The sequence below is a fragment of the Sideroxydans lithotrophicus ES-1 genome (genome assembly GCF_000025705.1).
In the GTDB taxonomy this organism is placed as follows: Bacteria; Pseudomonadota; Gammaproteobacteria; order Burkholderiales; family Gallionellaceae; genus Sideroxyarcus; species Sideroxyarcus lithotrophicus.
In genome coordinates this window covers 2,789,165-2,801,538 of the sequence record NC_013959.1, presented here as the reverse complement: position 1 = coordinate 2,801,538, position 12,374 = coordinate 2,789,165, and the positions used below count along the sequence as shown (strand labels likewise).

Below are 12,374 nucleotides of genomic sequence, written 5' to 3'. Positions count from 1 at the left end.
CTACTTGGTCTTGGACAGGAAAGGCGCCACCAGATCCATGGGCAAGGGGAACACGATGGTCGTGTTCTTGTCCGCGCCGATCACCGTCAGTGTCTCCAGGTAACGCAACTGGATCGCCTGCGGTTCCTGCGAAAGTATCTTGGCCGCCTGGAACAGTTTCTCCGAAGCCTGCAGTTCGCCCTCGGCGTGTATGACCTTCGCGCGCCGTTCGCGCTCCGCCTCGGCCTGTCTGGCGATCGCGCGTATCATGGATTCGGTCAGGTCGACCTGCTTGATCTCGACGTTGGCCACCTTGATGCCCCATGAATCGGTCTGCGAATCCAGCGCTTCCTGGATGTCCTTGTTCAGCTTCTCGCGCTCGGCCAGCATGTCGTCCAGCTGGTGCTTGCCCAGCACCGAGCGCAGCATGGTCTGTGCCAGCTGGCTGGTGGCGTTGAGGTAGTTCTCCACCTGGATGATCGCTTTCTGCGGATCGATGACGCGCAGATACACCACTGCGCTGACCTTGACGGATACGTTGTCGCGCGAGATCACATCCTGCGTCGGCACCTCGAGCACGATGGTGCGCAGATCCACCCGGACCACTTGCTGGATGCCCGGGATGATGACGATGAGCCCGGGACCCTTGACCTTCCAGAAACGGCCCAGGGTGAACACGACGCCGCGCTCGTACTCGCGAAAGATGCGCAGGCTCGAGAACAGCAGCAAGACGAGCAACAACACTATAACGACGAAACTCAGATCCCATTCCATGTCAGTCTCCTTATCGAAGTATTCGACCTGCAGCATCATTCCTTCGGTGCTTGCTCCGGCTCCACGTCGAGGATCAGACCGTCGATACGCACGACCCTGATCTGTTGTCCCCGGCGCAGAGGCTGTTTGCTTCTGATGTGCCAGCTCTCCCCGTGCAATCTTGCCCAGCCATCCTTGCCGTCGAAATCCTCCAGCACTTCGCCGCTGCCGCCGATCAACTCTTCCCGTCCGCTCACCACCGGACGGTTGCGCGCCTTCAGCGCCACGCCGACGACCAGGAAGATGAACAGCGCACTGACGACGGCGACCGGCACGATGACCGACCATGGCACACCGTAACCTGAAACATCGGTATCGATCAGCATCACGGATCCCATCACGAAGGCAAGGATCCCGCCGATGCCGAGCACGCCGAAGCTCGGCACGAACGCCTCGGCGGTCATGAAGGCCAGGCCGAGCAGGATGAGCGCCAGCCCGGCATAGTTGATGGGCAGCATCTGGAATGCGAACAGCGCGAGCAACAGCGAGATCGCCCCGGTCACGCCCGGCAGCACGAAACCCGGATTGGAGAATTCGAAGAAGATGCCGAACACGCCGGCGAGCATCAGCAGGTAGGCGATGCTCGGATCGGCGATGACAGAGAGGAGACGACTGCGCCAATCCGGTTCCAGTGCGACGATGCGCGCGCCTGCGACGTCAAGCGTGCGCTCTGCACCCAGCACGTTCACTTTGCGGCCGTCCAGTTGCCGCAACAGGTCGGGCACGTCGGCAGCGATCACATCGATGACCTTGAGCTTCAGGGCTTCGGCGGCGGTCAGGCTCACCGCTTGCCGCACCGCCTGCTCGGCCCACTGCACGTTGCGACCGCGCATCTGCGCCAGGCTGCGGATGTATGCGGAGGCGTCGTTGACCTGTTTGTGTTCCAGCGCGGTGAGCGGCGCGGCTGTCTTGGCGGGCGCCGGATTTGCTCCGGCATCTTTTTCCTGCGTGTTGTCCTTGTCTTCCTTCTGCGGCTGGTCGCCTGTCCCCACACCACCCAGTCCGATCATGACCGGCGTGGCCGCGCCCAGATTGGTGGCCGGCGCCATGGCGGCGATGTGGCTGGCATAGAGGATATAGGTTCCGGCGCTGGCAGCCCGTGCCCCGTTGGGTGCGACGAAAGCGGCAACCGGAATCGGAGAGGCGATGATCTGCTTGATGATCTGGCGCATGGAGGTGTCCAGGCCGCCGGGTGTATCCATCTTCAGCACGATCAGTTGCGCCGACTGGTCTGCTGCCGATCTCATTCCGCGCACCACATAGTCCGCCGTTCCCGGACTGATCGCCCCGTCGACATCGAGCACGACCACTACCGGCCCAGATGCCATCGCGCATCCCGCCCAGGTCGCCAGGATCAGGCCCGATAGCAGGGTTTTGACTTTGTTCATGATGTGCTCCTTGTGAAGCCATCTTTGAATCCAGAGCATGCGCCAGTGAATCGGGATATTCAACACATGATTCGGGATGTCGTCCGGCTGCCATGAACGCGGATCGTTGAACGCATCGGTCCGGCAGCTGGATCGCGAAAGTTGGAGTCGCATCGCTTTATTAAGTTCTTTATCGAGGTTGGCTGTATGGGCAATTCGCAACGCGATCCGGTATGCGAAGTTTGCATTCTTTTTTCCGGCTGCTAGGATTGACCCAAGTCGGCGGCATTTCCCGGTTCGCGCGATCTATTGCAGGAGCAACTGCATGTCCATCCAACCTGCTTCCACCCTGAAGACTTTGCATCTGGTGATCCATGGCCGCGTACAGGGCGTGTTCTACCGCGACTCGATGCGCCGCGAGGCGCAGAGTCTGTCTGTGTCAGGCTGGGTGCGCAACCGCAGCGACGGGACGGTGGAGGCGATGGTGCAGGGCGAGCCCGGCGCGGTGGATGCACTGGTGCGCTGGGCGCAGCGCGGGCCGGTGCGGGCGCAGGTGGAGCGCGTCGACATCGAACCTGCCGCGGGCGGTTACTCCAGCTTCGAAGTGACCAATTGACCATGAAGACGATACTCATCACCGGAGCGACCGACGGCATCGGTCTGGAGACTGCCAGGCAACTGGCCAGGCAGGGACACGAGCTGGTGCTGCATGGGCGCAATGAAGAAAAGGCGGCGCGTGCGAGTGCCGCGATCCGCGCCACGGTGCCCGATGCGCGCTTGCATACGGCCTATGCGAACCTGGCCGACCTTGCCGCAGTGGCGCGCATGGCGCATGAACTTTCTGCACGTTTGCCGCAACTGGATGTGCTGATCAACAACGCCGGCGTCTACATGACCGAGCGCAAGCTTTCGCACGACGGCTTCGAGATGACGCTGGCAGTGAACCATCTCGCGCACTTCCTGCTCACCGATCTGCTGCTGCCGCTGTTGAAAAGGTCGGCCGCGCCGCGTGTGGTCACCGTCAGTTCGATGGTGCATGGCAGCGGGCGCATCGAGTTCGACAACATTAACAGCGAGCGGGGTTTCAACGGCTATCATGCCTATTCGAATTCCAAGCTGGCCAACGCATTGTTTGCCAACGAGCTGGCGCGGCGCGAACCCTGGCTGACTTCGAACAGCCTGCATCCGGGCGTGATCGGTACGAAACTGCTGCATGCGGCATTCAGCATGCAAGGCGATTCGGTGGCATCGGGCGCGCGCACATCGGTGTATCTCGCCACCTCGCCCGAGGTGGCCGGTGTGACGGGGAGATATTTCGACAACTGTGCCGAGACCGCTGCCGCGGCGCAGGCGCTGGACCGGCAACTGGCGCAGCGCTTGTGGGCATGGTCGGAGCGGGCTGTGGGCGGTTTTCTGACGCCAGCCGGGTAAGCGTCTGAACTGGCCGGCATCCGGTCTGACCGCTATTCTTTTTCTTTCTTCAGCAGCGACTTCAGATCGGCGAACGGGTTATGGGTCGCGGTGGCGCGGCTCTCTGCACCCCTGTCCCTCACCACTTCATCCATCACGCGCGAGTGTTCGTTGTCGTGGCAGTAGAGGCAGAGCAATTCCCAATTGCTGCCGTCCAGCGGATTGTTGTCGTGGTTGTGGTCCTTGTGGTGCACGGTCAGTTCGCGCAGGCGCGCACCGGAAAACTCGCGGCCGCAGCGGCCGCATATCCACGGGAACAGTTTGAGCGCCCGCTCGCGATAGCCGGCTTCGCGCAACTCGCGTTGCTTGCGCGCCTCGGCGACGACGCGGTCGAGCCGGGCATGGTCGGGAGTGGTGTGTTTAGTCATGGTATGCGTATGACTGCCGTACCGCGAAAGATCAGGACAGCTTCAATTGCGATTTCGATTTTCTGCCGGGTGCTGCGGGAGGGATGAAACCGGAAAGGCGGCAACTGATGCCCTCGATCTTCTTGCCCTTGTCGAACTTGGTCGAATGGCAGGCCATGATCTCGCCCTTGGCGGCGAGCTCTGCCAGAAGTGTGCGTACTTTCGCCAGCGTCAGTCCGGTTGCCTCGGCGATCTCCGTGTCTAGGCGCTCGCCATGCGTTTTCAGGTACTGCAGGATCTCGTTCATAGTGTCATTACCACGCTAGCCACATGGCCTAAGGTGTCAATGTACAGGTATGGCCGTCGCAGGACAATTCAAATATACGGACAGTGCCCAAAATGCCATATGGGAACGTGGTTAAGCGGGGGGCGGCAGGATTCTGCAACCTGCCGGCGATCACCATTTCAGGATCAGTTTTCCCAGCCACAGACCCAGCAGTCCGATGGCGAGCATGGGCAGGTAGTGCCATTCGACGACGTGTGCGATGGAGTCGGTCGTTTCATGCAGCCGCAGCCACAGCGCGCCGACACTGAAGGCCGACAGCAACGCGACGCTGCCCGCGAGGCGGTAGTGGGTGCTGGCGAACTTGCGCAGTGAATAGAACGTCCAGCCGGCGGGCAGCAGCGTCATCAGCGTGATGCTGAGCGTGCATTCGAAACTGTGCACAGGCGGCAGCGAAGGCGGGCTGTCGGCATGCCATGCAAAGAGCATGACCACCACGAACAGCAGGAACGGCACCACCGGCGCGAAGGCGAGGGTGCGTTTCTGGTGCAGGTCGGGGAATGCCAGCAAGGCGGCGCTGATCGCAGTGACGATGAAGATGGCGAGCAGGGTGGCGACCTCGGCGACGAACCAGGGACTATGGAATCTTTCCAGCAGGTCCGGGCGCGGGCCGGACAGCGCGAGCGACACCGCAAGATAGGCCGCTGCAGCGCCTATCCATTGCAGGCTCAGCAGGAACGGGTGCGGCGCAGGTCTGACTGCGGTCGCATCCTGTGCCAGTCTTGCCACGAGATCGTCGATGTTTGCCATTATCTTTCCAGTTTCGTTCTCAATACCTTGTAAGCGCGATGCGCTGCGACCTTGACCGCCGATTCGGTCATGCCGATCTTCTCGGCGACCTCCCTGGCGGTGTATCCGTCCTGATGCAGCAGGCGCAGGATGGTCGCCTGTTTCTCGGGAAGTTTATCCACCTCCCCACTGATGGATTCGTAACTCATCACCGATTCGGTTACAGGGTCATGCAAAAATTCTTCCAGTTCGTCGAAGTCGACGGCATGGCGCAGCTGGTCGGAATAGTGTGTGCGCAAGTGATCCTGCAGCCGGAATCGGGCGATGGCATACAGCCAGGGCCTGAACGGGCGATTGCCATCGTAGGTATGGCGGGCCTTGTGCACGGAGATGAGTATCTCCTGCAGCAGGTCTTCCACTTCATCGGCCATGCTCAGGCGCTTGGACAGGAACGGGCGCAGCAGGCGTGCGGTCTCCTGCAGCAGGAGTGCGTAGGCGCGCTGGTCTCCAGCCAGGGACTGCTGCATGAGTCGTTCCAGATTGTCGTCCTGGTCTGCCATCCTGATTCCGTCGCTACTGTATGTAACTTTATTCTGCTTCCGCCCGAACATATCGGCGCAGATGCGATCGACACTATATAACATAGCCGGCATCCCGGACTGTGTTGAAATGTGCGGGCCGCTACCGACATGAACGACTTGGATAAAGGGGGAACGATGCAACAAAACCTGGAACATGGAACGACCGGTCGTCAACGCAGACGCTTGCTGCAAGGTCTGGGGGCAGGGCTGCTGGGCATGATGCTGCCGGCAGTCAAGGCGTTCGCCATCGCATTCAAGCCGCCAGAGAAACTACCGGCGACGCAATCGGTCTATCGCCTGAAGGGCCGGGCGTGGGTGAATGGCAACCCGGTGGATGCCAATACGCGCATCGGGCCCAACGATACGGTGAAGACCGGCAAGGACAGCGAACTGGTCTTTGTGGTCGGCGACCACGCCATGCTGCTACGCAGTGAAAGTCACCTGGTGATCAGGCCCAAGGAAGAGGATATCGGTTCGCTATTGATCGGCGGGCTGAGGTTGCTTGCAGGCAAGCTGCTGTCGGTCTCGCGCAACAAGGGTTTGCAGATCGAAACGCCGACGGCCACGATAGGCATACGCGGTACCGGTGTCTATCTGGAGGCGGGGCCGGAGCGGACCTATTTCTGCAACTGCTACGGCGATGTCGATGTCGTGGCAAGGAACGACGGTACGAGCCAGGAGAGCGTGCATTCCGTGCATCACGACAAGCCTCTGTATATCTACCGCCAGGAGCGGCCGGGTCAGTGTATCCATGGCGCGAGCCACCTGGCCAGGCCGAACCACAGCGACGAGGAGTTGATCATGGCGGAAGCGCTGGTCGGGCGCACGCCACCCTTCGTGTCCTAGGGGATCCCTGTCTGGGGGATTCCCATCTCCGCCTTCCGCGTGACGGAGAGCCGATGTAACCATTCTTCGGTCCGGCGCGAATCTACAGTCAGGGTGAGTCAGGAGCGGTCCGGGTTTACCCATCTTCACAGGAGGGCAACATCATGCAACGCAGAGATTTCTTGTTGGCGGTGTCCGGAATGGCGCTGGCTTATTCGGCGCGCTCTTTAGCCAAAACACCAGATGCCAACGATCAGGTGACCATCATGCGATTCTCCGATGACGGCAAGCCGCTGGGGCGAGTCACTCTGGCCAAGGTGCACAAGGAGGCCGAGTGGAAAGCGCGTCTGTCGCCGCTGGCTTATGAGGTGACGCGCGAGCAGGGTACCGAGATGGCGTTCTCGCAGCCCGGTTACAACAGGCACGAGCCGGGCCTGTATCGCTGTGTGTGCTGCGACAACGCGCTGTTCGACGCCGCCACCAAATACGATTCCGGCACCGGCTGGCCGAGTTTCTGGCAACCGATCGCAGCCGAGAATGTGCGCGAGATCCGGGACCACATGTTCGGCATGACGCGCACCGAAGTGCGCTGCGCCCTGTGTGATGCGCATCTCGGCCATGTGTTCGACGATGGTCCGCAGCCGACCGGGCTGCGCTATTGCATGAACACCGTGGCGCTGCGTTTCGTGCCCAGACCCAAATGATCCGGAACAATTGACATGCTGATCTTCCTGCTCGCCTATCTCGGTGGTGTCCTGACCATCCTCAGCCCGTGCGTGCTGCCGGTGCTGCCGTTCGTATTCGCCCGTTCGGAACGGTCGTTCCGGCGTTCCGGCCTGCCTGTCCTGATCGGCATGGCAGTGACGTTCGCCGTGCTGGCCAGCCTGGCTGCAGTGGGCGGAGCGTGGCTGGTCGAGGTGAACCAGTACGGCCGCTATGCGGCAATGGCCTTGCTGTTGTTGCTCGGGTTGGCGTTGATTTTTCCATCATGGTCGGAACGCATGATGCGGCCTTTCGTCGTGTTCGGCGGGCGCCTGCAGCAACGTGCCGACCAGCAAGGCAGTATCAAGGGATCGTTGCTGCTGGGTGTGGCCGTCGGTTTCCTGTGGGCGCCCTGTGCCGGACCCATCCTGGGGCTGGTGCTGGCAGGCGCGGCGTTGAACGGTGCGAACCTGCACAGTGCGTTGCTGCTGTTCACGTTCGCAGCCGGTGCGGCGACTTCGCTGGCTGTGGCGCTGCTGGCCAGCGGTCGCGTGATCGCCTGGATGAAGCGCAGTTTCGGCGTCGAGGAATGGGTGCGACGCGTACTCGGTGTCGCCGTGGTGGCGGGCATCGTCGTCATCGCATTCGGCTGGGATACGCGCTTCCTGGCGCAGTTCACTTCGGCGAACACCACTGCCGCAGAGCAGCACTTGATCCGGCAACTGGCGCAACGTCCGGCGGCGATAGAGGTTGCCGAGACCGGCATGGCAGCGCCACTGAACGGCGCGACAGAATGGATCAACTCACCGGCGCTGAGCATGGAGGCGTTGCGCGGCAAAGTGGTGCTGGTGGATTTCTGGACCTATTCCTGCATCAACTGTTTGCGCACGCTGCCGTACCTGAAGGCATGGGATGAAAAGTATCGCGAGCAGGGGTTGGTCATCGTCGGCGTGCATGCACCGGAGTTCGCTTTCGAGAAGGATCTGCATAATGTCGAACAGGCCGTGCGCGAACTCGGCATCAGGTATCCGGTGGCGGTCGATAACCAGTATGCGATCTGGAATGCCTACCAGAACGAATACTGGCCCGCGCATTACCTGATCGATGCCCAGGGACACATCCGGCATGAGCATTTCGGTGAAGGCGCATACCGTGAGACCGAACAGATGATCCAGACCCTGCTCAAGGAAGCTCACCAGAACCTGGCATTCAAGGATGGATTCGTACGTGTGCAGGGTGCCGGTGCGTTGGCTGCCGCAACCGACATGGATCGTTCTCCGGAGACCTATGTGGGCTATGGACGCCAGGAGAATTTTGCGTCACCCGAGGCGATCGAACGCGACAAACCGGCCCGCTACACTGCGCCGCGCAAGCTCAAGGCCGACCACTGGGCGCTGAGCGGAAGCTGGCGGGTCGGCAAGGAGTCCGCACAACTGGATGCAGCGGGTGGCGGGATCAGCTACCGCTTCCGTGGTCGCGACCTGCATCTGGTGCTGGGGCCGCATAGCGGCAAGCCGGTGCGCTTCAGGGTCACGCTGGACGGGGCGGCGCCCGGCAAGGACCACGGGGTGGACACCGATGCGCAGGGCAATGGTGTGATACGGGAACAGCGCCTCTACCAGCTCGTGCGGCAAAGCGGCAAGATCAGGGATCTGACTTTCAAGATTGAATTTCTGGATGCCGACAGTGAGGCGTTCGCGTTCACGTTCGGCTGATTGCATAGGAGGGTCATCATGTTAACGATCAAAGTCATTCGCAGTTTCTTTCTTGGTGGTCTGGGCCTCATGCTTGGGCTGGGTACGTTCACCAATGCCGGTGCCGTGCCCGCGGAGCAGACGGCAGTGTTCGCCGGCGGTTGCTTCTGGGGCGTGGATGCGGTGTTCAAGCATGTCAGGGGGGTGAGCAATGTCGTATCGGGTTATTCGGGCGGCAGCGCGGAAACCGCACACTATGAGATGGTGAGCCAGGGCGATACCGGCCATGCCGAATCGGTGCGTGTCCGTTTCGATCCGGCACAGGTGTCTTACCAGCAACTGCTGCAAGTGTTCTTCTATGTCGCGCACGATCCGACCGAGCTCAACCGCCAGGGGCCGGATACCGGTAGCCAATATCGCTCGGTGATCTTCTACACCAGTGCGGAGCAACAGAAGGCTGCACAGGACTATATGCAGAAGCTCAACGCCGAGCATGTTTTTCGCGGGCCTATCGTCACCCAGCTGGTCCCGCTGAAACAGTTCTACCCGGCGGAAGAACATCACCAGAACTATCTGGAATTGCATCCCTACCAGCCTTATATCGTGTTCAACGACATGCCCAAACTGGATCGTCTGCACAAGACATTCCCGGCGTTATATCAGTGACGCCGGAGCGCGCGTGAAGGTAGGCGCGGTCGGTCCGGCTTCCTTTGCGCACCATGTTGCGGTGGGCAGCTCTACTGCCGGCCTTCAGGTGCAACTGGACCGGTACAGGCAGCAGCTGGCTGACTGGGTCACGTGCGCATCCTGCAATACCATCGAGGGCAAGAACAGGATCGCGCAGATATCCGCCAGGATCGGCGAAGTCGAGTCGCAGATGAAGGCTGCAGAAGATGCCAGGCGCACCAGCGGTACCAATGGACTGAATGAGGTCCTTCCTGTCGATCAAGTGTTGCAAGCAGACAAGCCAGGTAATGATGTCGGCACTGGCTCCGCTCCATCAGCCGTCACGCCCGGAAGTCGCCTCGATATATTTGCATGAGCCGTGTAACCATTTTTTCGATACTCCCGAATCCATCGGTGCGAGGGCGAGATATCGCGAGTCCGAAAAGAAGTGTAAGGAAACGAGACTCTGGCCCGACCAATAGTTGAAGAATCTTCTTCGATCAACCAACCCGCAAAAGGAGTATCAAAATGGAAAAGCAAAAGATGTTGTCGCTCGCAATCGGTGGTCTGTTGGCGCTGGGCCTGGCAGGTACTGCAAGTGCCGCCGACAAGCCCAAGGTGGAAATGGAAAAATGCTTCGGCATCGCCAAGGCCGGCATGAATGACTGCTCCAGCAACAAGGCTGCGCACTCCTGTGCCGGTCAGGCCACCAAGAACAACGATCCGATGGATTTCGTCGCCGTTCCCAAGGGAACCTGCGACAAGATCGCCGGCGGCATGCTGAAGTCGATGTGATGTCCAGGCCCGCAACCGGTATGTTGCCGTCTATCGCAGGAATAGGGTTGCGGGCACCTCATTACCGTGAGGTCCTGGAAACGTTACCCAGGCTAGGCTGGGTGGAAGTGCATAGCGAGAATTTTTTCGGCGGCGGTGCGCCGCTGCATACCCTGCGCAAAGTGCGCGAGCATTACCCCGTCAGCCTGCATGGCGTCGGCATGGGACTGGCATCGACGACTGCGCTCGATGAAGGGCATCTGTCATCGCTGGCACGTTTGTGCGAAGACGTGCAGCCCGCTGCCGTGTCGGAGCATCTGTGCTGGAATGCGGTAGCAGGCATGGTGGTAAACGACCTGCTGCCGTTTCCCTACACCCGCGAAGCGCTGGATCATGTGGCGCGTCGCGTGGACCAGGTGCAGGAAAGGCTGGGGCGCCAATTGCTGGTGGAGAACCTGTCCAGTTACCTGTCTTTTTCCCACAGCGAGATGACCGAGGGCGAGTTCCTCGCCGAACTGACGCAGCGCACCGGCTGCGGCATCCTGTTCGACGTGGAGAACCTGTTTGTGAACGTGCGCAATCTTGGCGTCGACGCCAAGGCGTTCATCGAGGCCATCCCAGCGGCTGCGGTGAAGGAGTATCACCTGGCCGGCTACAGCATGCGCGACGGCTGTCTGGTGGACACGCACGACCATCCGGTCTATCCGGAGGTGTGGCAGTTGTATGAGTCCGTGCTGCGGCAAATCGGTCCGCGTCCCACGCTGATCGAGTGGGATAGCGATATCCCCGCGTTGCCCGTGCTGATGGGAGAGGCGGCCAGGGCGCAGCAGCGTCTGCAAGCGCTGGAGGAATGCCATGCTGAATGCTGAACTTGATTATTTTGCGCGAGCCATCGTGGGCGGCGAGGAAGCATCGTCACGGGTCGACGGGACTTATGCGAACTATTCTGCCGCTATCGCCATCGACATCTATCGCAACAATTATCGCGGCAATCTGCACGATGCGCTGGCCGGCGCATATCCGGTGGTCAGGCAGTTGGTCGGTGACGACTTCTTCCGCTTCATGGGCAGGAAATTCATCGCGCAATACCCGTCGCGCAACGCGAACCTGCATCGTTACGGCGCGGAGCTGGCGGATTTTGTGGCGGCCTTCGAACCGGCGAAAGAGCTGCTCTATCTGGAGGATGTGGCGGCGCTGGAATGGGCCTGTCACCAGGCTTATTTCGCGGCTGACGCGGATGCACTGGATATCGACGAACTGGCGCAGATACCGGCCGAACGCTATGCGGAGCTGATCCTGCATCTGCAGCCGTCATGTCATCTGCTGCATTCCCGCTATCCCGTTGCCGCCATCTGGCATGCACACCAGCCCGGTGTAGGCGACGATTTCCGTATCGATCTGGATAGCGGCGCATGCGATGCGCTGGTCTGCCGCCGCGGCGATCTCGTTCTGGTCAGCGAGCTGGCGGAAGCCGAGGCTGCATGGCTGCACCGCATAAGCGTTGGGATTCCTTTGGGGGATGTGACCGCTGCCACACTGGAAAGTGATCCGGATTTCGATTTACAAGCCGTATTGCTGAAGCTGGTCGCACAAAATATTTTTGCGAATTTCAATTTAGAGAAAACACCATGAATGTGTTATCGCGCTTGGCAAGATTCTATTACACCGCCTCACACTGGCCGGAATATCTGGCGCCGTTGCTGGATCTCGCGCTGCGGCTTTATATTGCAGATGTGTTCTTCAAATCCGGCCTGACCAAGATCAAAAGCTGGGACAGTACGCTGTATCTGTTCAGCGACGTCTATCAAGTGCCGTTGCTCAATTCGGATGTAGCGGCATATCTGGCGACTTCCGGTGAACTCGGCTTGTCGGTATTGCTGGTGCTGGGGCTGTTCGGAAGATTCGCGGCGGCGGGGTTGTTCATACTCAACGTGGTCGCGGCTTATTCGTATTACTCGGGATTGAGCGAAGCAGGGCTGTTCCAGCATTTCTGCTGGGGAACGTTGCTGACTGTGCTATTGATACTCAGTCGCGGCAAGTGGTCGGTCGATGCGTGGCTGGAGCAGCGGCTGCGTTGAATCCGG

17 protein-coding genes are annotated in these 12,374 nt (G+C 60.4%); 11 read left to right on the top strand and 6 right to left on the bottom strand.

What is annotated here, in order from left to right; genetic code table 11:
- Together SLIT_RS13875 and SLIT_RS13870 are read right to left on the bottom strand one after the other, a co-directional pair.
- A complete protein-coding gene (locus SLIT_RS13875; RefSeq protein ID WP_041421398.1) occupies window positions 1-753 on the bottom strand; it encodes a slipin family protein in 753 nt (250 codons plus the stop codon).
- Between the two features lie 35 nt (window positions 754-788).
- Window positions 789-2,180 carry an NfeD family protein gene (locus SLIT_RS13870; protein ID WP_013030900.1) on the bottom strand — a complete coding sequence of 464 codons (1,392 nt, stop codon included), beginning with the start codon at window positions 2,178-2,180 and terminating at the stop codon, window positions 789-791.
- Window positions 2,181-2,484: 304 nt separating this feature from the next.
- On the opposite strand from SLIT_RS13870, the gene SLIT_RS13865 reads away from it, so the two are divergent.
- Both SLIT_RS13865 and SLIT_RS13860 read left to right on the top strand, forming a co-directional pair.
- Complete coding sequence (locus tag SLIT_RS13865; RefSeq protein ID WP_013030899.1) at window positions 2,485-2,775, top strand: acylphosphatase; 291 nt, start codon at window positions 2,485-2,487, stop codon at window positions 2,773-2,775.
- 2 nt (window positions 2,776-2,777) lie between these two features.
- Window positions 2,778-3,590: an SDR family NAD(P)-dependent oxidoreductase gene (locus tag SLIT_RS13860; RefSeq protein ID WP_013030898.1), complete on the top strand. Its 813-nt coding sequence runs from the start codon at window positions 2,778-2,780 to the stop codon at window positions 3,588-3,590.
- Between the two features lie 32 nt (window positions 3,591-3,622).
- On the opposite strand, the gene SLIT_RS13855 is transcribed toward SLIT_RS13860, so the two are convergent.
- From SLIT_RS13855 to SLIT_RS13840, 4 genes are all read right to left on the bottom strand, one after another.
- Entirely contained in the window at window positions 3,623-3,997 is a 375-nt protein-coding gene (locus tag SLIT_RS13855; RefSeq protein ID WP_013030897.1) for a YajD family HNH nuclease, read from the bottom strand.
- A gap of 31 nt (window positions 3,998-4,028) precedes the next feature.
- Entirely contained in the window at window positions 4,029-4,283 is a 255-nt protein-coding gene (locus SLIT_RS13850; protein WP_013030896.1) for a helix-turn-helix domain-containing protein, read from the bottom strand.
- A gap of 150 nt (window positions 4,284-4,433) precedes the next feature.
- Window positions 4,434-5,069, bottom strand: a complete 636-nt coding sequence (locus tag SLIT_RS13845; RefSeq protein ID WP_013030895.1) for a DUF1109 domain-containing protein — start codon at window positions 5,067-5,069, stop codon at window positions 4,434-4,436.
- Entirely contained in the window at window positions 5,069-5,608 is a 540-nt protein-coding gene (locus SLIT_RS13840; protein WP_041420902.1) for a sigma-70 family RNA polymerase sigma factor, read from the bottom strand. Before SLIT_RS13840 ends, SLIT_RS13845 begins: the two co-directional genes overlap by 1 nt.
- 156 nt (window positions 5,609-5,764) lie before the next feature.
- On the opposite strand from SLIT_RS13840, the gene SLIT_RS13835 reads away from it, so the two are divergent.
- The 9 genes from SLIT_RS13835 (at window position 5,765) to SLIT_RS13795 (ending at window position 12,368) form a co-directional block, all read left to right on the top strand.
- Entirely contained in the window at window positions 5,765-6,475 is a 711-nt protein-coding gene (locus SLIT_RS13835) for a FecR family protein (protein WP_013030893.1), read from the top strand.
- A 143-nt stretch (window positions 6,476-6,618) separates the two neighbouring features.
- Complete coding sequence (gene msrB / locus SLIT_RS13830; protein WP_013030892.1) at window positions 6,619-7,158, top strand: peptide-methionine (R)-S-oxide reductase MsrB; 540 nt, start codon at window positions 6,619-6,621, stop codon at window positions 7,156-7,158.
- 15 nt (window positions 7,159-7,173) lie between these two features.
- Window positions 7,174-8,871, top strand: a complete 1,698-nt coding sequence (locus SLIT_RS13825; protein ID WP_013030891.1) for a cytochrome c biogenesis protein DipZ — start codon at window positions 7,174-7,176, stop codon at window positions 8,869-8,871.
- Window positions 8,872-8,889: 18 nt separating this feature from the next.
- On the top strand, window positions 8,890-9,516 hold the full coding sequence (msrA, locus tag SLIT_RS13820) for a peptide-methionine (S)-S-oxide reductase MsrA (RefSeq protein ID WP_013030890.1): 627 nt from the start codon (window positions 8,890-8,892) through the stop codon (window positions 9,514-9,516).
- 13 nt (window positions 9,517-9,529) lie between these two features.
- The gene (locus tag SLIT_RS13815) at window positions 9,530-9,892 is read left to right on the top strand and encodes a hypothetical protein (RefSeq protein WP_013030889.1); all 363 of its coding nucleotides are present in this window, start codon (window positions 9,530-9,532) and stop codon (window positions 9,890-9,892) included.
- 152 nt (window positions 9,893-10,044) lie between these two features.
- Window positions 10,045-10,311 carry a BufA1 family periplasmic bufferin-type metallophore gene (locus tag SLIT_RS13810; RefSeq protein ID WP_013030888.1) on the top strand — a complete coding sequence of 89 codons (267 nt, stop codon included), beginning with the start codon at window positions 10,045-10,047 and terminating at the stop codon, window positions 10,309-10,311.
- A complete protein-coding gene (bufB, locus tag SLIT_RS13805) occupies window positions 10,311-11,159 on the top strand; it encodes an MNIO family bufferin maturase (protein ID WP_013030887.1) in 849 nt (282 codons plus the stop codon). Before SLIT_RS13810 ends, bufB begins: the two co-directional genes overlap by 1 nt.
- Window positions 11,146-11,922: an HvfC/BufC N-terminal domain-containing protein gene (locus tag SLIT_RS13800; RefSeq protein WP_013030886.1), complete on the top strand. Its 777-nt coding sequence runs from the start codon at window positions 11,146-11,148 to the stop codon at window positions 11,920-11,922. Before bufB ends, SLIT_RS13800 begins: the two co-directional genes overlap by 14 nt.
- Window positions 11,919-12,368, top strand: coding sequence for a DoxX family protein (locus tag SLIT_RS13795; protein WP_013030885.1), 450 nt, complete (start codon window positions 11,919-11,921; stop codon window positions 12,366-12,368). The genes SLIT_RS13800 and SLIT_RS13795 overlap by 4 nt, the downstream gene beginning before the upstream one ends.
- The last annotated feature ends 6 nt before the right edge of the window (window positions 12,369-12,374 follow it).